This window comes from Bifidobacterium mellis, from assembly GCF_000967265.1.
Classification (GTDB): Bacteria; Actinomycetota; Actinomycetes; order Actinomycetales; family Bifidobacteriaceae; genus Bombiscardovia; species Bombiscardovia mellis.
In genome coordinates this window covers 87,376-109,980 of the sequence record NZ_KQ033885.1, presented here as the reverse complement: position 1 = coordinate 109,980, position 22,605 = coordinate 87,376, and the positions used below count along the sequence as shown (strand labels likewise).

Annotated in this window: 15 protein-coding genes; 2 read left to right on the top strand and 13 right to left on the bottom strand. The window is 63.6% G+C overall.

What is annotated here, in order from left to right; genetic code table 11:
* Positions 1–57: 57 nt before the first annotated feature.
* From gndA to JF70_RS00905, 3 genes are all read right to left on the bottom strand, one after another.
* Complete coding sequence (gene gndA, locus JF70_RS00915) at positions 58–1,524, bottom strand: NADP-dependent phosphogluconate dehydrogenase (protein ID WP_045934951.1); 1,467 nt, start codon at positions 1,522–1,524, stop codon at positions 58–60.
* A 112-nt stretch (positions 1,525–1,636) separates the two neighbouring features.
* Entirely contained in the window at positions 1,637–3,958 is a 2,322-nt protein-coding gene (locus tag JF70_RS00910; protein WP_045934950.1) for a KUP/HAK/KT family potassium transporter, read from the bottom strand.
* A 175-nt stretch (positions 3,959–4,133) separates the two neighbouring features.
* The gene (locus JF70_RS00905; RefSeq protein WP_045934949.1) at positions 4,134–5,090 is read right to left on the bottom strand and encodes a TatD family hydrolase; all 957 of its coding nucleotides are present in this window, start codon (positions 5,088–5,090) and stop codon (positions 4,134–4,136) included.
* 198 nt (positions 5,091–5,288) lie between these two features.
* Between JF70_RS00905 and JF70_RS00900 the strand changes: the two genes are divergently transcribed.
* Positions 5,289–6,353, top strand: coding sequence for an alpha-arabinofuranosidase (locus JF70_RS00900; RefSeq protein ID WP_045934948.1), 1,065 nt, complete (start codon positions 5,289–5,291; stop codon positions 6,351–6,353).
* A gap of 120 nt (positions 6,354–6,473) precedes the next feature.
* Here the strand turns inward: JF70_RS00900 and JF70_RS00895 are convergent, their stop codons facing one another.
* The 8 genes from JF70_RS00895 to JF70_RS00860 form a co-directional block, all read right to left on the bottom strand.
* Positions 6,474–7,205: a PDZ domain-containing protein gene (locus JF70_RS00895; protein ID WP_045934947.1), complete on the bottom strand. Its 732-nt coding sequence runs from the start codon at positions 7,203–7,205 to the stop codon at positions 6,474–6,476.
* Positions 7,206–7,368: 163 nt separating this feature from the next.
* A complete protein-coding gene (locus JF70_RS00890; RefSeq protein ID WP_052690653.1) occupies positions 7,369–8,250 on the bottom strand; it encodes a carbohydrate ABC transporter permease in 882 nt (293 codons plus the stop codon).
* Positions 8,247–9,197 carry a carbohydrate ABC transporter permease gene (locus JF70_RS00885; RefSeq protein ID WP_045934946.1) on the bottom strand — a complete coding sequence of 317 codons (951 nt, stop codon included), beginning with the start codon at positions 9,195–9,197 and terminating at the stop codon, positions 8,247–8,249. The genes JF70_RS00890 and JF70_RS00885 overlap by 4 nt, the downstream gene beginning before the upstream one ends.
* Positions 9,198–9,309: 112 nt before the next feature.
* Positions 9,310–10,629, bottom strand: a complete 1,320-nt coding sequence (locus JF70_RS00880; protein WP_045934945.1) for an ABC transporter substrate-binding protein — start codon at positions 10,627–10,629, stop codon at positions 9,310–9,312.
* Positions 10,630–10,856: 227 nt separating this feature from the next.
* Positions 10,857–11,849 carry a glycoside hydrolase family 43 protein gene (locus JF70_RS00875; protein ID WP_045935977.1) on the bottom strand — a complete coding sequence of 331 codons (993 nt, stop codon included), beginning with the start codon at positions 11,847–11,849 and terminating at the stop codon, positions 10,857–10,859.
* Positions 11,850–11,989: 140 nt separating this feature from the next.
* Positions 11,990–14,770, bottom strand: a complete 2,781-nt coding sequence (locus JF70_RS08385) for a family 43 glycosylhydrolase (protein WP_052690652.1) — start codon at positions 14,768–14,770, stop codon at positions 11,990–11,992.
* 211 nt (positions 14,771–14,981) lie between these two features.
* A complete protein-coding gene (locus JF70_RS00865; RefSeq protein ID WP_045934944.1) occupies positions 14,982–16,064 on the bottom strand; it encodes a LacI family DNA-binding transcriptional regulator in 1,083 nt (360 codons plus the stop codon).
* The gene (locus JF70_RS00860; RefSeq protein WP_045934943.1) at positions 16,061–18,286 is read right to left on the bottom strand and encodes a family 43 glycosylhydrolase; all 2,226 of its coding nucleotides are present in this window, start codon (positions 18,284–18,286) and stop codon (positions 16,061–16,063) included. Before JF70_RS00860 ends, JF70_RS00865 begins: the two co-directional genes overlap by 4 nt.
* A 210-nt stretch (positions 18,287–18,496) precedes the next feature.
* On the opposite strand from JF70_RS00860, the gene JF70_RS00855 reads away from it, so the two are divergent.
* Positions 18,497–20,080, top strand: a complete 1,584-nt coding sequence (locus tag JF70_RS00855) for a glycoside hydrolase family 43 protein (protein WP_052690651.1) — start codon at positions 18,497–18,499, stop codon at positions 20,078–20,080.
* A 6-nt stretch (positions 20,081–20,086) separates the two neighbouring features.
* Here the strand turns inward: JF70_RS00855 and JF70_RS00850 are convergent, their stop codons facing one another.
* A complete protein-coding gene (locus JF70_RS00850) occupies positions 20,087–21,445 on the bottom strand; it encodes an alpha-amylase family protein (protein WP_045934942.1) in 1,359 nt (452 codons plus the stop codon).
* A 51-nt stretch (positions 21,446–21,496) separates the two neighbouring features.
* Positions 21,497–22,564, bottom strand: coding sequence for a glycoside hydrolase family 43 protein (locus JF70_RS00845; RefSeq protein WP_231578772.1), 1,068 nt, complete (start codon positions 22,562–22,564; stop codon positions 21,497–21,499).
* Positions 22,565–22,605 lie beyond the last annotated feature (41 nt).

Genomic DNA, 22,605 nt, shown 5'->3' with positions numbered 1-22,605 from the left:
AGGGTCCGCGCAGCCGTTTCAGCGGCTGTGCGGACCCTTGCGGTTCCGGCGAGAAGCTCAGTCCTGCTTGATCTCGGACTTGTCCTCGGCCCAAAGGGTGTGGAAGGCGCCTGGCTGATCCACACGCCCATAGGTGTGGGCACCGAAGAGGTCGCGCTGGCCCTGGATCAGGGCGGCAGGGAGCCTATCTGAACGCAGCCCGTCGTAGTAGGACAGGGAGCTGGCGAAGACGGGGATGGGGATGCCGGCCTGGGTGGCACGGGCCACAACACGCCGCCAGGAGTCCTGGGCCTGCTCGACCGCCTGCTTGAAGAAGGGGTCGAAGAGCAGGGAGCCCGGCTCACGGCCGGAGGCGTAAGCATCGGAGATCCGGTTCAGGAACTTGGCCCGGATGATGCAGCCGCCACGCCAGATGCGGGCGATGGCACCCATGTCCAGCTTCCAACCATAGACCCGGGCGCCCTCCTGCATCTCGTTGAATCCCTGGGCATAGGCCACGATCTTGGAGGCGTAGAGAGCCTGGCGGATGTCCTCGATGAAGGACTTGCGGGCCTCGGGGTCGGCAGCCAGATCAGCCATGACGGCCTTGGGCTGCGGACCCTTCAGACCCTCCTGGGCCGCCTGGTTGCGCAGCTCCGGCGAAGAGGAAAGCCCCCGGGCGAAGACGGCCTCGCCGATGCCGGTCACGGGCACGGCAAGGTCCAGCGCGGTCTGCACGGTCCAGGTGCCGGTGCCCTTCATGCCGGCCTGGTCGGTGACGATGTCGATGAAGGGCTTGCCTGTGGTGGCATCGGTGTGATGGAGCACCTCGGCGGTGATCTGCACCAGGTAGGAGTTCAGATCGCCCTGGTTCCACTCCTCGAAGACCTGGGCGATGGCCTCGGGCTCCATGCCCAGGCCCCGGCGCATCAGGTCATAGGACTCGGCAATCACCTGCATATCGGCATACTCAATGCCGTTGTGGACCATCTTGACGAAGTGGCCCGCCCCATCGGTGCCGATGTGGGTGACGCAGGGTTCGCCATCGACCTTGGCTGCGATGGACTCCAGAATGGGCCCCAGGGTTTTCCAGGACTCATCGGTCCCACCGGGCATCATGGAGGGTCCCAAGAGGGCGCCCTGCTCACCGCCTGAGACGCCACAGCCCACGAAGTGCAGCCCACGGGCCCTGATGGCCTTTTCACGGCGGATAGTGTCCTTGAAGTAGGCGTTGCCGGCATCCACGATGATGTCGCCCGGCTCCATGAGCTCGGCCAGGTCGTTGATCATCTGGTCGGTGGGATCTCCGGCCTTGACCATGATGATGGCCGTGCGGGGCTTGGTCAGCGAGGCCACGAACTCCTGCAGGGTCTTGGCCGGAACGAAGTGGCCTTCCTGGCCATGATCGTGGATCAGGGTCTCGGTACGCGAATAGTGGCGGTTGTAGACCGCTACGGTATTGCCGTGCCGTGCCAGGTTCCTGGACAGGCTGGCACCCATGGCGGCCAGACCCACGACTCCGATATTGGCTTGAGCTTGTGTCATCACATCACCTTTCGACGGTAGCCCGGAAAGGCCGGGCACCAGGTTCCATGCCGTCAATTCTATGGCCCGGACCCGATTTGAGCCAGGCTCCATAGGGTGAGATTCCACTCACTCAGCCCTTGTGATGCTTGCCGCCCTTGATCTTGCGGGAGGGCAGGACCACGCGCGTCAGCTTGGGAACCGCCCTGGTGGAGACGAACAGGGGCTGCACTTCCACGATGGGGTTGTAGGGAGCCAGACCAAACCACTTGATCGGCGAGCCCGCCACCTTGCGGATGGCGTACTTGACCTTCAGCGAGAAGGCGCCGCGGGAGTCGATCTTGGACTCGGGCATCAGGGCCTTGTGGACCAGCACATAGGTGACTGTGCCGATCTGCGGGTCCTCGTCCACCTTGGGGTAGATGGAGGGCTGCTTGGGCAGTTCGCCGCTGTCAATCAGCTCGTGCATGATCTGGTGCAGGTAGGTGGCCACATTCTGGTCCACCTTGAAGCCCAACCTCATGCGCACGCGGAAGAGGTAGTTGGTGCCGAAGTTCTCCACCGAGTACTTGCGGGTGTAGGGGGCATCCGTGGTCTGGACCGAGACGGCCCACCAGGCTCGGGCCCGCTTGGGTCGGTTGGCGAAGATGGAGAAGAAGATGTCGGTGTCCAGCCGCCGCATCTCCGCGTCCGAGGTCAGATAGACCAGGTTGTCCGCATAGTAGGGGACGCGGAAGTCGTTGTGGAGCATCTCCAAGGCGGGTAGGCACTCCTTGGCAGTCATATGCCGCCGCTGCGAGCGCTCCACCTTGGTGCCCACGTCCCAGGTGTACATGATGCACAGGATGGCCGCGGTCAGCAGCATGGTGAACCAACCGCCGTGCATGAACTTGGCCATGGAGGCCATGAAGAAGAGGATCTGGATGGCCAGGAAGACCAGGGCGAAGAGCAGGGAGAGCGCCCGCTTGCCGTCGTGCCAGATATAGTCGGCCAGCAGGACGGTTGTAGTGATCATGGTCACCGTCAGAGCCAATCCGTAGGCGGCCGAGATGTGCTCGGAATCCTTGAAGATGGCCAGCACGGTCAGTGTGGCCGCGCACAGGACCCAGTTGATGGTGGGGATGTAGAGCTGGCCGCGGGTACGCGCCGGGTAGCGCACCTGCAGGTGGGGCATCCAGTTGAGGCCGGTGGCCTCCGAGACCATGGTGAAGGCACCCGTGATGAGGGCCTGTGAGGCGATGACACCGGCCGTCACCGACAGGAGGACCGCCACGTAACGCACGGTGGTGGGCATCATCTGGAAGAAGGGGTTGAGCCCGTCCACACCCTGCAGTGCCTTATTGTCGCTGTTGCGCAGGATCCAGGCCCCCTGGCCGAAGTAGTTGAAGACCAGTGCGATGTTGATGAAAGGCCAGGTGGCGTAGATGTTGCCGCGGCCCACGTGGCCCATGTCAGAATAAAGAGCCTCGGCTCCCGTGGTCGACAGGAAGACCGTGCCCATGATGGTCAGACCCACCGGATTCTGCGGGCTGAAGAGGAAGCGGATCCCGTAGACCGGATTCAGGGCCTCGAAGATGGACCAGTCGTTGCCTATGCAGTAGATGCCGATCAGGGCCAGGAAGGCGAACCAGACCATGACCACGCTGCCGAAGACCTTGCCGATCCGCTCGGTTCCACGCGACTGGACCGCAAACAGGATCAGGATGATCACGAAGGTGATGACCATGGTCAGATTTCCGTTTTCACGGAAGATAGGAGTCAGCACAGGGATGGTCTTGAGGCCTTCGACTGCCGAGGATATGGAGACCGCCGGAGTCAGCACCGAATCGGCCAGGAAGGCTGCGCCGCCGACCATGGCAGGGATGGCCAGCCATTTGCCGTAGTGCCGGACCAGGGTGTACAGGGCGAAGATGCCGCCCTCGCCCTTGTTGTCGATGCGCATGGCCACCAGAACGTATTTGACCGTGGTGATCAGCGTGATGGACCAGAAGACCAGGGAGAGCATGCCCAACACGGCCGCCCTGTCCACACGGGCCATGCCGCCCTGCCCGGCCACGAAGGCCTGCATGGTATACAGGGGCGAGGTGCCGATGTCGCCGTAGACCACGCCCAGGGCCACGATGCACATGCCCAGGCTGATCCTGTCCGGTGAGGACTGCACACGCCGCCACCAGCGGCCCAGAGGACCCTTTGGCGGGGTGCGGCGACGCTGGGCCGCCCTCTGGGCTTCGCGCCGGACCCGCTTGAGCTCGTTCTCCTCCTCGCGCGTGCGGGACTTGGCTGAGATCTTGGGAGCCTTGGTAAAGCTCTCCGGAGGAAGTATCGATTCTTTCGTCAGCCGACCCTTACGGGAGGCCACAGTCGGCTTCGCCGCTTTTTCACCGGATAACCGGGGTGGTTCGTCAGCGCCCCTGCCATCATCCTGAGCCGCCAACTCATGCCGCTCATCCGCCATAGAGCCCTCCATCGGCCAATGCCTTCACTCATCTACTTCCGGGTGCCGTATGTTGCTGTTTGCGCACACGTGCGACGACAACCGTAGCACTCTCCCCCCACACTTGGCAGGGGCGATTCAGACCGCGACACACCGTTAGCTTAATCCCGACCTGGCACTATGCGTCGAACATCCTTCACAGGCCATAAACCCGGCGCGTGGTGGCTGCCGTCGCTTCGGCCACTTGGGCCAAGGGGCGGTCCAAGGCATCGGCCATGGCACGCAGGGTGTATGGAATCATGTAGGGGGAATTGGTGCGTCCCCGGTATGGCATGGGACTCAGGTATGGCGCATCGGTCTCCACCATGATGTGGTCCATGCCGACCACGGACAGGGCCTGGCGGATTCCCTCGTTGCCCTTGTAGGAGACCGTTCCCGAGAAACTCAGATACCAGCCGTGCTCGGCAGCCACCTGGGCCATCCCTGCATCCCCCGAATAGGAGTGGAAGATCGTGCGCTCGGGGGCGCCGTCCTCCAGCAGGGTCTCGATGACCTGGCGGTGGGCGTCGCGGTCGTGGATCTGCATGGGCAGGTCCAGCTCCTTGGCCAGGGCGATGTGATCACGGAAGGCCTGCCGCTGGATCTCTTCGGCCCCCTGACCGGTCCGGAAGAGGTCCATGCCCGTCTCCCCGATGGCCACCACCTGGTCGGGATATGCGCGAGCCAGACGGGCGACCTCCTCAAGCGCCTGCTCGAAAGAAACCTCATGCCAGGGCTGATACTTCAAGGGCAGTCCGTCCGGGCCCGGCACCCCTCGATGGCCATGCAGGACGGCCTCATTGGGATGGATGGCCAGGGCCGCGTGGACCACCCCGGGATGGGCCAGGGCCAGGTCCACAGCCGTCTGCAGATGGGGCAGCTCGCAACCCACGTCGATGGCCCCGACCACGCCCACGGCCCGGGCCCTTTCCAGCTGCTGGTCGACCGTGCGGACGGGGACCGGATCCTGTCCGCGCTCCCTGGCCTGCCGGTCCATCTCCTGGGCGAAGGGGACCACAGAGGCCATGTGGGTGTGATCGTCGATGACCCCGATGCCTTCGGGCAGCGGCTCGGGGTCGGGAGCCCAGCTGCGGTCGCGATGATGCCTGCTCATGGTCCACAGTCTAGGGTCCCGTACGGCCCAACCTGCGACCCGCTCGGACGGACGGCGCCGACAAAGGGAACGCCGGCAGCTAGAATCGCCCATGACGGCCCTGGGACGGCCTGAACGGAGGAGCGAAGAAGCACCCGCCGTCCGTCCGCCGGTCCCCCGCCGCCACGGTACCGTTGCCGAAAGCAGGAAAGGTGGAACATGTCTACGGATTGGCAACCCTCGTTGGAGGCGACCAGCGCCTACCTCTTCGTCCACTTCACCGGCCACGAACAGGCCGAGACGGACGAGCAGCTCTACTTCGCCCTCAGCCGCGATGGCCTGCACTGGCATGACCTCCGGGCCCTGGGAGACCCGGTGCTGACCTGGAGCGAGGGCGAGGGCGGCGTGCGCGACCCCTATGTCGTCCGAGGACCAGACGGCCTCTTCCACATCATCGCCACTGATCTGTCCGTCTACCACAGGGGCGGCTGGCAGGAGGGCAAGGCCACCGTGAACGGTTCCACCAGCCTGGTCATCTGGGATTCACCTGACCTGGCCCACTGGGGCAGGCCCCGCCTGGTTGATGTGGCCTCGGCCATTCCCAAGGCCGGCATGGCCTGGGCACCGGAGGCCTGCTGGGATGCCGACAGGAAGCAATGGATAGTCTTCTGGGCCACGGCTGCCGCCGACAGCGCCGAGGACCCGGCCGCAGCCGACCTGGCCAATGAGCTGGGCGACGGCATCAACATGTACTACGCCACCAGCGCCGACCTGATCACCTTCTCCCGCCCGGTCAAGTGGATCGACCGCAGCAACGGGATCATCGACACGACCATGCTCAAGGCGCCCGACGGCTGGTGGTACCGGGCCTCCAAGGATGACCAGATCACCCTGGAACGCACCCGCAACCCCTATGCGGTCACCCATGAGCTGGTGCGCACGGACGACGATCAGGCCTGGTCCTACCTGTCCAACCTGACCGACATCTTCGGCCAAGGGCGCTACTCCTCACGCTACCTGGAGGGCCCCGAGCTCTTCCTCTACAACGATGCCGATGCCGCCGGACCCGACGGCAGGGCCATGCCTTTCGGCCTAATCTGCGACCAGTTTGCCGAGGGCCGGGGCTACCTGCCCTTCCGCTCGGCGGATTTGTCATCCAGGCGGCAACAGGACTGGGCCTTGGTAACGGACATGGACTTCGGCCGATTGACCAAGCGCCACGGCTCCATCATGCCCATCACTCAGAGCGAGTATCGGGTTTTGCAGCGGACCCTGACCCGCTGAACGACTTCTCGGCAGGTTCGAGCACGCGTAGGTCCGTGCCTGTCGGTCGTGCTCACATGGGCGTAACGGCAATCCCACTCGCCATCCGCATGCAGATACATGACATGGATACCCGCAGACTCAGCCGAAATCCATATAGTCGACGAAGGCCCGGACGTAGGTTGCGGTATCGGCTACGTTGCTCAGCCCCAGGATGGCATGATCGGGCAGGTCGGGCACCTGCCGCCAACGCGATGAGCGGGAGAGATCCAGACCCATGGCATGGGAGGGATTAGATACCTGCCTACCCTTGGAATCCACCAGAACGCCCTGGCTGGCCAACCGACGCAGGTCGTCGCCCTTCAATCCCTGTGAGGGCTTAGCCACCAGCCCGCGCCTGCACAGGGTCGGAAAGAGGTCCGTGGGGGCGATCACCATGTTGATCTGACCTGCAGTGACCTGGGTCAGGGCCTTGGCCGAATCGTCGTAGCCCTGGCCATTCAGGGTCAGGGTCGCCTTCATGTCGACCAGCCGACCATCCTTGATTCCCCGGTCGCGCATGAATCCCTGTTTGAGGCGGTCGAACCCCTCCTCCTGGGCGTTCATGTTGAAGCCCTGGACTGAAATAAGCGGGTCCGGCGGCCTGGTCAGTCTGGTGACGACCAGGCTGACCAGAAGGGCCAGTACCAGACCAGCGGCCAGAATACCAGGAAGGAAGTGCTGGGCGAAGTAGGGCCAACGCTTATCCGGCGGCAATTGCCTGAAGATGGTCCATTTGGACTGTCCGGCATGGGGATCCGCCGATGCCAGAACCCCCAGGGCCTCCTCCTGGTCGGAGCTCAGCCCATACTGATCGTCCTGACGCTCATCCATGCCTGACCTCCCCGTCCGCGACGTTCACCAGCCCAGTCTAAATCCAGAACAAACAAGGGGCCGACGGGGGTTGGTCACCCCCGTCGGCCCCTTGGGCACCAAGCACAGCGGCCCACCCCTCAACGGGCCATGTACCTGTTGCCGATGATGTCGGCCTCGTCGCTCACTTGATGCCCGTCATGGCGATGCCCTGCACGAAGCTCTTCTGAATGAAGAAGAAGACGATCAGCAGAGGCAGCGCCGAGATCAGGGCGCCTGCCATGACCACGCCGTAAGGCGTGACCGATGAGCCATGGCCGGTCAGCATGGCCAGACCGGCGGTGATGGTCCTGGTCTCCGGGCGGCTGGTCATGATCAATGGCCAGAGCAGGTCGTTCCAGTTGCCCATGAAGTTGAACATGGTCACCACCAGCACCGCGGACTTGGCGTTGGGCAGGATGATCTGCCAGAAGATGCGGAACTCACCGGCACCGTCGATGCGGGCCGCGTTGTCCAGATCCTTGGGCAGGGAGATGAAGAACTGCCGCAGCAGGAAGATGCCGCCCACATCAGCCAGCCTGGGGATGATGATGCCCCAGTAGGAGTTGACCAGACCCATGCTTGCCAGCAGCTTGTAGACCGGGATCAGCAGGGCCATGGCAGGGATCATCATGGTGGCGATCAGGATTCCCAGCAGGAAGCCGCGCCCCTTGAAGTCGATCCTGGAGAGCCCGTAGGCGGCCAGGGAGTCGAAGAAGACCGAGAAGACCGTCACGGCCCCGGCGAAGATCACTGTGTTCATCAGCTGCTTGCCGATGGGCATCCGCTGGAAGAGCGAGGTGTAGTTGTCCAGGGTGAATGAGGAGGGAATCACCTTGGGCGGCCAGGTCTGGGTCAGCTTGTTGGGCGTGAAGGAGGTGATCAGCACAATCAACAAGGGGAAGATGATGATCACCGTCATCAGGATCAGCAGGAAGTAGGTCAGGACCCTGGCCACCATGTGCCTGGCATGGGCCCTCCTGAGCAGCTTATCGTGCTCGATTGCGGTAGGAGTCGACTGGCTCATCCGATTTCCTCCTTCTCATGCTTGTTGTTCCAGACCAGCTGGATGACACCGATGATCAGCGTCATGATCAGCAGGACGTAGGACAGGGCGGATGCATAGCCCATCTTGCCGTTGCCGAAGGCTTCGGTGTAGATACGGTAGACGATGGTCTCCGTGGCGCGGTCGGGGCCTCCGGAGGTCAGGATGAAGACCTGGTCGAAGACCTGGAAGGATCCGATCAGTCCGAAGATGACCACGTAGTTGAAGGTGGGCAGCAGACCGGGCAGGGTGATGTGCAGGAAGCGCTGCCAGGCGTTGGCCCCATCCAGGGAGGCCGCCTCGTACAGGTCCGGGTTGATCCCCTGCAGACCGGCCAGGAAGATGACCATGAAATAGCCGAAGTTCTTCCAGACGGTGATGAAGATGATGGTGGCCAAGGCCGTGGACTTGGTTCCCAGCAGATCCATGTGCTGGATGCCGAAGAGCACCTTGCCCCAGTAGGGTATAAGACCCAGGGAGGGCGAGAGGATGAAGCTCCAGGCTATGGAGGCCACAGTCAGCGAGATGATGTAGGGCATGAACAGGCAGGTGCGGAAGAAACCGACCCCCTTGATGTCCTTGCGGTTGAGCAACAGGGCGAAAGCCAGGGCCACGATGACCACCAGCGGCGCGTAGGCGACCGCGTAGATGACCGTGTTGCGGAAGTCGGTCCAGAAGTCCGCGTTCGTGAAAAGCTCGGCATAGTTGTGCAGACCGACAAAGATGCCCTTGCGGTTGATGCGGTCTGTAGTCAGCGAGGTGAAGAAGGTCTTGATGGTCGGGTAAAAGACGAAGACCGACAGGACGATCAGGGCCGGGGCTATAAAGCTCAGCCCAATCCGGATATTGCGCCTTGAAAGGGTTTTCTTGTTGTCCTTGATGACCGCGTCGGCGCCCTGCGCGGGTGGGATCCCAGTGGTAGTGGACATAAGTACTCCAAAGTGCCGCCCGGACGCCGGGCCCGGGCGACGGTCAGCCATGAGGGGACCGGCCGGCGGCACTACTGGCCGCCAGACCGGTTCCTCAGGGGCGGATGGTCAATCAGTCCTCAGCCTTGTACTCGTCCAGATACTTCTGGATCTTGTTGGAGGCTTTGGACAGCGAGGCGGAAATGTCATCGTCGGTGCGGGCGGTGTTCTGGGTCACCGAATCCAGGGTGGCCGAGATATCACCGAAGCCGCCCTTGAGGCCGGCAATGCCGATGTAGGAGTTGTCCGTGTTCTCGGAGACCTTGGCGATCAGAGGGCGCTTGGAGAGCTCTTCGGTGGTCACGGTCTTGTTGTTCGGCGGATAGGCGGAGCCCAGGGACCACATGACCTGGTTGTCATGGTTGTTGTAGTACTTGAAGAAGGCGTAGATGCCCTTCTTCTTGGCCTCGTCCTTGACCTGCGAGGTGACCCACCAATACAGTCCGGTTGAACCGGTGTTGGAGCCCTTCCTGCCGTCGGGGTAGACATAGGTGCCGTCTCCGTTGGGTACAGGGAACAGATCGTGATTGATACCCTTGTCGGTGGCTGCCTGGTCCTCCCAGGGGCCGACGATGACCATGGCGGACTGGCCGGACTCGAAGGACTCGCGTGCAGCGGTGTCATCCATGCCGGTCTTGGAGTAACCGCCCTTGTAGAACTCGCGCATCTTCTGCAGGAAGGCCTTGTTCTGCTCGGAATTGATGGTGACCTTGCCCTTGGTGTCGTAAAGACCGGTGCCGTTGCCCTTCATGAAGGCCGCCCATCCGGAGTCGGACAGGGCCATGCCGTACTGGGAACCGTCACCCTTGGTCAGCTTCTTGGCCACATCCAGGAGCTGGTCCCATGTCTTGGGATAGTCCTGATCGGTCAGACCGGCGGCCTTCCACATATCGGTGTTGTACCAGACGGTGGTGGGCGCGTAGCCCATGGGGACCGCGCACTGCTGCTTCTTGCCGTCAATGGTGAACTCGGTCTGCTTGGTCACGTTGGGCAGGTAGTTCTTGGTCTCGTTGGAGGGATCGTCATAGAAGTCCTGCACGCACTGGAAGGTGCCGTCGATGGACCAACCCTGGCCGTTGTCGGCGCCGGTGGTGACGAAGTCGGGGCCGTCGCCCGAGGTGACCTTGGTGACCATGGTCTCGCCGATGGTGCTCCAGGGCTGCAGCTGGGCGTCGATGTGGTACTTCTTCTGCGACTTGTTGAAGTTCTCGACGATCTTCTTCAGAGTCTTGCCATCGGCCTCGGAGAATCCGTGCCACATGACGATGTTGGTGACGCCGTCCTTGCCCTTGGCATCCTTGCCACCACTGCCGGAACCGCAGGCCGAGAGCCCCACGGTGCTGAGCGTGGCGAGCGCGATTGCGGCTACCGCAGCCTTTCTGATTGCCTTCATTGTCTCTGTCCTTTCGACATCAAGCAACGGTTACAAAGGAACCGATGACGACCGGAACAACCATGTCCTGCCCATCTGGTCCAATGGCTTGCATCGCCTGGTCACGCTCCCAGATACGTGAACGTAGCCCACGCCTTTGTAAACCGACATCTTTCTAACGTTGCAAATTATATAATACTCGCTTCTCCAACGATGTACAAGCGTGTCGGGATGGCCCGGCAATGCCCTCAATGACTGCCATCGGGAGGCAGGATCTGGCGGCTCGTCGGGGTCCACCGATCGTCAGGCAGAGGCCGTCCGAAGTCCGGGCCATGGTCGGTCCAGGTGACCAGTCCCACCCTGGCATGGCGGTTGGGATCGAAGAGCGGGTCCCCTTCGATATGCGTGTAGTTGCGGGCATGGTAGATCATCAGGTCCTGGCTGCCGTCCTCGCTGACCGTGAAGCAGTTGTGGCCGGGCCCGTACTGGTGGTTCTCCTCGGCCGTTTTGAAGACGGGATGATCGCTCTTGGTCCAGGAGGCCGGATCCAGCAGGTCGGCATCCTCACGGGCGGTCAGCATACCCACTGCGTAGGGGACCCCGGTGCCCGAGGCTGAGTAGGTCAGGTAGATCATGCCCTGGTGAAGCAGAACGGCCGGCCCCTCGTTGACCTTGAAATCGATGCATTCCCAGTCATATTCGGGTTTGGAGAGCAGGACAGGATCGGTGGCCAGCGTCCAGGGATCGGCCATACGGGCGATGTAGAGATTGGAATTGCCCTCGATGGCCGGATCCTTCTGGGCCCAGATCAGGTACTGACTGCCCCCGATCACCGTTGTGGTGGCATCCAGGGAGAAGGAATCGATCGGGGTATGGATCTGCCCCTTCTCGGTCCACTCGCCATCCATGGGGTCTTCGCCGGTGTTCTCCAGTACGTACATGCGGTGGGTGGGCAGATCGGCAGAGCCGAAGTCCTCCTCTGCAGCCGCAAAGTAGATGTACCAGGCCCCATTGATCCGGTGGAGTTCGGGCGCCCAGATGTACCTGCTCATGGGACCGGACTCGTGCTTGCGCCAGATGGTGCGCTCAGGGGCGGCCTGCAGGTCGTCCAGCCTGGCGGCGGCGCGCAGGATGATCCTGTCGTAGGCCGGGTAGGAGGCGGTGAAATAGTAGAGGTCCCTGTGCTTGATGACCCAGGGATCGGCCCGCTGGAGTACCAGGGGATTGTGGTATGCGCTCATCATGTGTTCCTATCACGAAGACAGAGGTACTGGTCTGTATGACCAATATACAACGTTGAATATTATCGGGCCGCCCACCCTCCTCCGGGACGATCAAAGTCGAAGGCGGAGGGCGGCTTGTGCAACGGGCCCGTTCGGGTTCAGCCCCGGGCTCGGCGAATGGCGGTGAACACCAGTGCACCCAGCCCCAGGACAAGGGCCGCAGATGCGGCAGCGACGGGAGCCGACAGGGCCGATCCGGTCAAGGGCAGGCGACCGGCCTTGCCTTCCTTGCCGGACCGATCTGCGGGTGCAGGAGTGGGGTCCGCGGTGGGAACAGTCGCATGATTGGCATCGCCATCGGCCTCCTCTTGAACCTTGGCATCGGTCAGGGGACGCGAACCCCAGATGGCTACGGCACCTGCTGCCTTGGAGACATCGGCACCGGCATCGGTGAAGACATCGCCACCCAGCCCTGAGAAGAAAACGACCGGATGGCCCTGCTCATCAAGCTGTCGGCCCAGCCTGGCCCGATAGACGCCGTGCAACAGAGTGCCCGGATCCGCCGAGTCCACCTTGATGGTCAGGCCGCCAGCGGTCGCCGTCCAGGAGCCCTGCACCTGGCCGCCCAGCCGACCGCCGGCCAGCAGACTCACTGACGCCGACCGGTAGATGGCCGGGCTGGACAGGCCGGATCCCGCATAGTAATGGACCGGGTCATGGACAACCACCTGGTAGTCGCCAACCACCTGGCTGGAGGAGACCCTGCCCACCGGATTCCGGTATTCGAAGGGCGTCATGACCAACCAGCCGTCAGGGGTCTGTACCATCTGCCTGACCCGGACCTGGTGCTCCTCCAAGTTGCCCTCGGCGCGCACGAAGCGAGTGTGGTAGACGTTGAAGACCCGATCTTCGTCAATCAACAGTGCGTTGCCTCCCTGGGAGGTCAGCACCTGGTCCTGTCCGGGCTGGGCGAAGGAGGAGTCGATCCGCAGGCCCCGGTTGGCATCCAGATCATTCATTGCACGCCCATAGACGGCCGGCTTGCCGTTCTGGTCCAGGTAGGGGCCGGTGATGGAACGGGAGCGGAATTCACGCATCTGGTAGCCCCCGGTCTGCCCGAGTCCGCCGTAAGAAAGCATCAGATACCACCAGTCGCCCTGATGGACCAGGGCGGTGCCTTCGCCTGAGTTGCCGAAGCCTCCGGCGAGTTTGTGCCCGTAGTAGGCGTCGGACTGGTTGGCCTGGGTGGGGTAGGTGGTGGAGTAGTCGCGCAGGCCGGTCCTGGGGTCCAGGCGGATCATCCAGATGCCGCCGAACCAGGAGCCGAAGCTCATCCACAGGCCCCCCTGCCCGTCATCCTTGACACAGGCATCAATCGCATTGATACCCGTATCCGTAAGGCTGGCATAGCGCGACAGATCGGCATTGGGCCCCAGCACCTTGGGCACGTCGGTGGCCGCCACGTTGGACTCCTGGAAGCCGGAGTAGACCACCGGTCCCACCAGGCTCCAGTCCCCCTCGATGTCGTCGGCGGTCAGCAGGACGATGACCGACTTCTGGAAGGGGAATCCTCCCCCGTTCAGGCTCAGGTACATGCACCACTTCTTCATGGTGGCGTTGTAGTAGACCTCGGGCGCCCACATGTTGCCGGTCACGTCCGGATTGGAGGACTGCTTGGGCCATGCCTTCCAGATGGGATCCAGAATGCGCTGGTAATCCCGGCTCAGATTGTTGGTGAAGGGCTCCCAATGCTTGAGGTCGGTGCTGCGGGCCCAGGCCCGGTGGGAGCCGAAGATGTAGTAGCGCCCTCCGGCCTTGACCACGGAAGGGTCATGCACGGAGACACGCGAGTAGGCGTTCTGACCGTCCCTGGAGGTGCCCCTGACAATAAGCCGGTAGTCCTGCTGGATGGCTTTAGCGTCCCGGGATGACCTCGAGACCTTGTTGGCCTGCAGCCGGGCCGTCAGCGTAACTGGGATATCCCGCTTGCCGGGGACCACATGGGCCCTGCCGGTGGCCGCATTGACACTGACCGTTCCAGGAGCCGAAGAGGTCCACCCCACTGATGCGACAGTAGTTGAGACCGGCAGGTCGAAATCACCGTCCACGGCTGCGGGAACCGCCAGGGATGTGGCCTGCTGGTCGATCAGATCCCCAAGGTCCTCCGAAGGCAGGGTGGCGACGATCTGGTCGGCATCCAGGGCCTGCGGATAAACGGCGAATGACTGCACTGCGCCGTGGAAGAGCGCATCGTCTATGCCGGGGTATCGGGACTGGCCGATTACGTTGTGATGATGGTCGCCAAAGGCGGCAGGATTGACCGCAGCCTTGCCCTCAGCCACCTGTAGACCGTTGATATAGAGCCGGACCATATTGTTTCTGCCGTCGATGGTGGCGGTCAACGTGGAGAAGCGGTCATCGGGCAGGTTCTTGGATGCCGGCAGATAGGTCTCGCCCTGGCCGTTGGCCTTGGAAGTGATGGAGGTGTACAGGGAGGTATGGGTGGAGGCGGTCCAGGAGCCGACGGCCTGCTGGCCGGTTCCCCCCAGCGACCAGAGGTAGGTCCAGGGGCCTGAGGCGTTGAACCGGTCGTTGCGCACGCGGATGGAGACCGTGGCGCTGGCGCGTCCGCTCAGTATGTCATCAGGAAGCTTGACATAGGTCGATCCATCGAACAGGAGCGCATCGTCGGTCTTGACTGCCCCTGTCGGCCGACCATCGGCATCCAGGATGCGGGCCGGGCCGAAGGATGAGCCTGAGACGGTATTGTTTGCCTCCTTGGCTCCTGGAGCAAGGGCTGAAAAATCGTAGCCGAGCAGGGGCTGCGGCTGACTGGACGACATCCTGGTTGTGGCGCTGTCGTCGGTTTGGGACTGATCCGCCCAGGCTGGGGATGCGACTGTGCCGCCCGCCAGTATCATGCCCACGAGGGCTGCCACTGCAACCCCTCCTCGGCTCCGTCGTCCTGCGCCTGATGACGATTGATGACGCATGTTCACACCTTTCCATGTCGGCATCGGAGCGACCGCGCTCCGACCGGCAGGCCTCCATGGTCCGCCGATGCCACCTCGAATCATTCGAGAACGTCTTCAGTATATTACAACGTTAGAAATCAAGAAACCAGGAACACCCGGAAAAGAACATCAGCAGTCAGACGGCGATCTCGTTCCCGGGCAGGGCACGGGTTGAATTGCGGACCACCAGCGAGGAGGACACCTTGCGGAAGACGTGCTCGCCTTCCTTGATGTTCAGCGGCTGCACCCCATTGATCCTGTCCTTGAGGACACGGACCGAGAGCCTGGCCACGGCCTTGAGCCCGGGCGAGATGCTGGTCAGCGAGGGCGACAGATACTGGGAATCGTCCGAGTTGTCGAATCCGATGACCGAGATGTCGTCCGGCACGGACATACCGTGCATTTGTATGGAATGCAGAACCCCTGCCGCCAGCATGTCGTTCAGGGCCACCACACCGTCGGGGACGATGCCCTGGTCCAGCAGGGAGTTCATGGCATTGACCCCGTCGATACGGTGCCACATGCGCGATGGTGCCACCAGCCGGGGATCGTAGTCCAGGCCGGCCTCCTCAAGACCCTGTCTGTACCCCTCCAGGCGAAGAGCGGCCGAGCCCAGCTTCTCGCCGGGGTGGGTGCCGATGACCGCCACCCGACGGCAACCGGTGTTGATCAGATAGGCGGTGGCGTGCTTGGCACCCTCCACGTTCTCCGTGGCCACATGATCGAATTGGTCGCTGAAGATCCGCTCCCCCACGACCACCAGGGGATAGTCCACCCGCAGCTGGTCCAGGTCGTCCATGCCCAGCTCCAGCGGGCTGTAGATGAGGCCGTCGATCATGGATCGCTGGGAACCGTGCAGGGCTTCGATTTCACCCTCGCGCGAGTAGAGGGTGGGCTCCACCAGCACCCTCATGCCCAGCTTCTTGGCCTCCTCGATGACCAGGGAGGAGAGCTGGGCGAAGTAGGGCATGGCCAGATCCGGTATGGCCAGGGAGATCATTCCCGTGTAGCCCAGCCGCAGGTTTCTGGCCGGCACGTTGACCCGGTAGCCCAGCTCCTCTATGGCCTTGTTGACCTTGCCCCTGGTGGCTTCGGAGACAAATTCGTAGTCATTGACCACGTTGGAGACGGTCTTGACCGACACTCCTGCAGCCTGGGCCACATCCTTCATGGTCGGGGTGGAACCACGGCCCGTGCCGGGGGAAGCGGCTAAACTCATAAGACCCTGACCTCCAAGGTTACCGTGGCGCGGGTGGGGTCGAGCTCCTCATCCGTCTGCATATCCAATACGGGCATCCCCTCAGCAGACCAATGTACCCGCCTTACCTGACTGTCGCGGCCAAGGTAGCGGTCCTGATCATGCTCGGCATTATGGAAGACGTAGATCATGGTGTCGTCCTCGTCCTGCGACCACATACCGTGGCCGGTGCCCAGCTGCCAATGGCCATTGTACTTCCCGGACTTCTGTAATGGGTAGTCCAGCTTCTTCCACACGCCGGGATCGCATAGATCGGCCCCGACTCCGGCCGGTGCGGTCACCAGTCCGGTGGTGTAGTCGATGCCCACCAGGGAGCCGGAATAGATGAGGAAGATCCGGCCGTCATGGACCACGGCGTTGGGCCCTTCGGCAATCATGTTGTCCCAGGCGAACTCGGGGACGATGATCTGGCGTGGCGTGCTGGTCAGACGGTCGGGGCGGGCCGGATCAAAGGCGGCGATCCAGACCGAGCCCAGCTGCTGCCAGGCGTAATACCAGCGGCCGGTATCGTGCAGCACCGTCATGTCCAGGCTGATGCGCTGGATGGGGTTGAGAGGGGTGCCGTCAGCCCGCAGGATGGGTCGGGGGCTGTCCCAGTTCTCAGGCCGGCGAGGGTCCAGATCCCGGCCCTGGTCGTCGCGGCGCAGCTGCATGATGTGGCAGCAGCCGGTCCACATGTCCGGCTTTCCGGCCCGATCGTTGGCGGTCCCGTCCGGGTTGGTCTGCGGACCATCGAAGCAGGGCATGAAGAGGATGGAGAGCCTGCCGCCGATCAGGTGGATCTCCGGGGCCCAGAAGCAGCCGGTCATGACCCGGCCCTCGCTGTTGCGATCACCCCTGCGCAGCAGATCCACCTCCTTTTCATGGCCACCGGCCTGGTCGCTCAGGCCCTCGATGGTGTCGGCCACCCGCAGGGGCATGTGTGTGTGCCCGTTCAAGGGGTCGACGCAGTTGCCATCCGCATCCTCGGTGGCGATGAACATGAACAGGCGCTGCCCCCTCCAGGACCAACGGAAAATGGAGGGATCGGCCCGCTGCCGGGCGAAGGGGACCGGGTAGGCCGTCTGCCGGACCCGTCCGCCGATCAACCTGGTCTCTCCGGGATTCAGACGACCCTGGGCCAGGTCGCTGGTCAGACTGTCCAACTGGCTCTGGTCCCAATCCACCCCACGCAGGGCGGTGGACCCGTCACTGTAGAGGAGCCGTGCCTGGGTCTGCCGGACCGGCTCCAGGCCGTCGCCCCGGGAGATCCGAACGGGATCCACCTGCACGCCGGTGTTATAGATGCGCCCGAACCGTTCCAGCAGGCCACGCTCGCAGTCGGCGCTGACCCGCACCACATTGCCGGCCAGAATGCCCTTCATGCCGCAGTCCTCCTCCAGGGCGCGCCGGCGATCCAGGGGCAGGGGGTCACCCTGGGCCAGGGAATCGTCATCCTCCAGGACCTTCATGTCGGCCACCATGCCCATCTGCGTCGGGTCGTCCACCGTGGCCGTGCACAGCCGCCCGCGGTCGTCGTCCCAATAGAGTCGGCAGCCCTGGCCGTCGTCCAGAAGACGCGCCCTGGGCCGGTGGACCCCATGAGCGCCCAGGATATGGACCTGCGGCAAGCGTCGGTAGGTCAGCAGGTCCGGCGAAAGAGCCGTCAGGAAGGAGTCGGTCTGGGAGCCGTCAGACTGGCCCCCTCTGGCCGTCCTGGTGGCCAGAATGACGAAGGTGCCGTCACTCAGGGGCAACAGGAATGGGTCAATCAGACTCTTGAGAATCAGATCCTGACCTGGGACGACCGCCAGCTCCCGGGCCGCCTGTGAAGCCTGGCCATCGTCAACATTGTCGTCGGCATCAGCAGCGGTATTGGAGCCTTCGCCCTGGTGAGCATCCAGTCCAGGATTATGCCCGCCCTCTTGCGGCACCGCCTCACCTGGCAGGGCGGCCCCGGCCGTGCAGGCCCCACGGGCACTATCCGGTACCGCCTTGGTGGGCACGGCCGCAGCGAAGAAGATGCCGTAGTCGCCGTTCAGAGGCTCCCAACGGCCGGTCGCCCGCGAACGCAGGGCCAGGTGCATGCTCAGGGCGACATCCTCGTTGTTGGCCTCCTGCCGATCAGTGGGATGCCGGGTGTAGCACATGAGTGCAACCCCATCCCCAGATTCTCGTCCACCGTACAGAGCATCCTCACCCATGACGATTCCTTCCATCCGGCTTGCCGGCTTCAACGCCGACGACTATCGTTTCTAACGATAGAAATTATACATGGAGATCAGTCCCGACGCCCGATGCCCGCATGGATGAGGCCGGGCTGTTCGCTCATCCGTACCGAGCCGCCAGGCCGTCCATGCGCCGCGGGTCGTCATCGATGTGGATCGGGCTGCCTCCACGGAAAGCGAGGAACCATGAGAAGACCCAAACGCACCGGACGGGCCATGAAGGCCCTGACCGCCCTGACGGCGGGTCTGGCGGTACTGCTGACAGGGGCCCTGGGCGCCTGCTCGAGCCAGCAGCCGTCAACCAGCGGCACAAAAACCGCCGCCACCCAGGAGCCCAAGCGCGTCTCGGTACACGACCCCTCCGTGGTCCGCTCCGGCAAGAGCTACTACGTCTTCGGCTCGCACCGGGCCTATGCCCGCAGCACGGATCTGGTCAACTGGACCCCCTTCACCAACAACCTGAGCCGCGATTACAAGAAGATCTTTGCCCGGATCTGGAAGGACTGGCCCAAGCAGTCCTCCAATCCGGACGTGACCGGCAACATGTGGGCGCCTGACGTCTACTACAACGCCACCATGAAGAAGTGGTGCATGTACCTGAGCCTGAACGGGGCCGAGCATCGTTCGGTCATCGTCCTGCTGACCGCCGACAGGGTGGACGGCGACTGGACTTATGTGGGCCCGGTGGTCTACTCCGGCTTCACCCGGGCCAACTACATGAGCACCGACGTTCCCAAGGTGCTGGGCTCGGACCCGGAGCTGGACCGCTATCAGTCCTACACGGATACGGGTATCAATGCGATTGACGCCTGTGTCAAGGATGACGGGCAGGGGGGCCTGTGGATGAGCTTCGGCTCCTGGTTCGGCGGCATCTGGATGATCCGCCTGGACCCCAGGACCGGCCTGCGCGACTACTCCACCACCTACCCCACCCAGGCCAACCAGTCCGACGCCTACTACGGGCACAAACTCGCCGGAGGCTTCGGCAACTCAGGCGAAGGATCGGCGCTGCTGCACACCAACGGCCACTGGTACCTCTTCCTCTCCTACGGCAAGCTGGTGCAGACCGGGGGCTACCAGATGCGGATGTTCCGCTCGGACTCCATCACCGGCCCCTACCTGGACCAGCAGGGCAACCCGGCCATCGCCACCAGCGGCGAGGCCGACAACTGGACCAGCGAGACAGGCATCCGCCTTATGGGCTCCTACCAGTGGAGCGGGGACAAGAAGGGCGACATCGAGGTCTCACAGGGCGGGAACACGGCCCTGCACGACAAGGACGGCCGGGACTATGTGGTCTATCACACCAGGTTCTCCGACCGCAAGGAGGAGCATCAGATCCGGGTCCGGCAGTTGATGCCCACCGCAGACGGCTGGCTGGTGGCCGCCCCCTATGAGTATCTGGGCACCAAGGCCGGAGGCCCTTACAGCGCCAAGGACGAGGCCGGCACCTATGAGTTGGTGGAGCATGATCCGACCATCTTCTTCAAGGGACCGCGCAAGGTGACCGACACTCACAGCACCCGATACCGGGGCGTGGTCAAGGCCGTGGACATCCGCCTGGAGCCCGGCGGCCAGGTGACCGGAGCGCGCCAGGGCCACTGGCAGGTCGACGACCAGGGACGGCTGTCCATGGACCTCAATGAGGAGGACGGGACCGTCACCTACCAGGGCGTCTTCGCCCGGCTGCCCAGGGACAAGGACCACCGCACGGTCATGACCTTCAGCGCCCTGGGCAACAACGTGTGCATCTGGGGCTCCAAGCGCTGATCAGCCTCAGCGGGGATCCAGAGCCACCCAGACCACGCCGTGTGCGGGCACAAGAGCCACCAGCTCCCGGTCGGCACCCTGTCCTTCCAGGCTGATCCGGGCGGGCTCCGAGGTCCGGTCCCGCCAGAGGTCGACCGGGGTCCAGGCTCCGTCCGCCCCATCCAGGCCCACCAGGGAGGACAGGGCCGTCCTGACCCTCCGTGGGCGGTCCCCGGTCCAGAAGACAGCCGCATAGACCCCGTCGGCATGGGCCGAGGGGGTTCCGTCGGCCCAGTCGCTGGCCAGGGCCCTCCAGACGATCTCCTCGCCTGAGACCTTCCTGCCTTGGCCATCCCCACTCTCGACCGGCTCCCGGATGATCTCACCGTTGTCGGCCGAGCCGGCGGTGACCTCCTCCAGGGCCGGGTTGTCCAGCAGGGACAGGGTTGCCTCATCGCTGCTGGGAAGGTCGCCGCCCACCATCAGCGGCGAGCGCCCCATGGCCCAGAGGGTCAGCATGGTGCGCTGCTCGTCGGCCGTCAGGAGGCTGGACCGGTCCCCGCCCCGTTCGGCCCGCAGTCCGATATGCCCCAGTGGCAGCATGTCCGCATCGGCCCAGTGGCCTGTGCTCTGCAGAGGAGCCCAGCGGGCCAGACGGGCGAACTGGGCGTAAAGGTCCTGCCAGCGATCCCAGAGGTCGTCCGAAATACGCCAGAGCTGGGCGTGATCCCGCAGGAAACCAAGGTGGGTGGTGGGCACCCGGGTGCCCGGGGACAGGGAGAGGGTCATGGAATGCCCATGGGCCTGCTCGGCCTTGTGGATGGCCCGGGTATAGGCATCGATCTCACGGTCCATGAAGGGGGCCTGCATGTCGTCCACTTTCAGGTAATCAACCCCCCATCGGGCGAACTGGTCGACCTGGGCGTCATACCAGGCCTGGGCTCCCGGATGGGATTGGTCCAGACCGTAATTGTCGGGATTCCACGCACAGACATGGGTGGTATCAGCCACCTGGGCGGCTGTATAGGAGGTGCCGGGGACGGGCAGGTTCCGCTCGACCGCCAACCGAGGGATGCCCCGCATGACGTGGATGCCGAAGCGCAATCCCAGATCGTGGATCCGAGCGGCCAGCGGGGCGAACCCCTGGCCGTCGGCCGCCGACGGGAACCGGACCGGGTCGGGCAGCTGCCGACCATAGTCATCCAGGACCAGGGGCGCCTTGGCGTTGTAGCCATGGGCCCTGGCGGTCGGGTCATACCAGGCGATGTCTATGACAACCGTGTCCCAGCCCACCGGGAGCAGCCTGTCGTGCATGACCTGCGCATTGTCCAGCACCTCCTGCTCGGTGACGGTGGTCCCGTAGCTGTCCCAGCTGTTCCACCCCATAGGTGGTCTCCAAGCCTTGTCCATGTCTTGCTCCTTTCTCGATCCCTTGTTTCAGTTCTGCTGCACCAGAGGGCGCAGACGTTCGTATTCCTGCCGGGTCAGGGACAGGACCCCGCCGTGCTTGGTATGGGGGCGCAGGTGGAAGTCCTGCTCCCGGGCGTAGTCGAATCCCGCGTCCGGATCATCGCTGACCATGGGCCTGTAGCCCACCGAAGGAATCACATCCACCAGCAGGTACCAACGGTTCCGGGCATGGTCGGCATAGAGGGCCGGACCCTCCACACCCGAGGGGTTGCCATCGGCGCACCAGCCGGCGCCGATCCGCTCCTGGATGGTGGACCACCGGGCCTGCGGCAGCCACCATCGGGGATCGTCGGTGCTGTCCAGCCAGATGCCCCGGCCAAAGCCGTTGTCCTTGGTGGCCCGGTAGGTGCGCAGGCCGCCCCCGGGCAGAGGACGCTGGACCATGGTGGTGTCGATGGCATTGCGACCGGTATCGATAAGGACTCCGCCATAGCGGAAGTGCTCCTGGGTGAAGTCGGTGGTCGACCCCCAGAGCACCCGGTCGTAGGCCGACGGGTCGGTATGGTCGGGATCGGCCCGGTCAAAGAGCTTGGATGACCAGTAGAGGACGAAGGCCCCCTGTCCCGGTCCCTCATAGTCGGGCACCCATAGGCACTCCGGCGCCCAGGCCATGCCCAGCTGGACCCTGCTGCCGTCCTGCTGCAAGGACACATCCAACGGCCAGGGACCTGACCAATGAATCAGGTCGTCAGTGGACCAGATCATCAGCTTGGTGCTGCCATGGCGGGACCAGTAATCCCAGCCGCCGCCCTGCGACTGATCGCCGCCGAACACCCGCAGGTCGGTGGCCATGACATAGACCCGGCCGTTGCGCGGGTCACGTACCATGTAGGGATCCCTCAGACCGGTGGTGCCCAGATGCGAGGTCAGCAACGGCCTGCCCCCGTACAGCGGATCCCAGCTCAGAGGGTCGTCGCCCCGCGACAGGTCGAAGTAGAGGCGCTCGGCATACCCCTGGGGATCTTCGATGAAGTGCACCATCAGATACCCGTAGGGGTCGGCTCCCTCGACGTCCTCGTGAACCGTATTGCTCAACGTCTGCTCCTTTGCCCTGGCTGCCGAATCTGTCGGCTTTG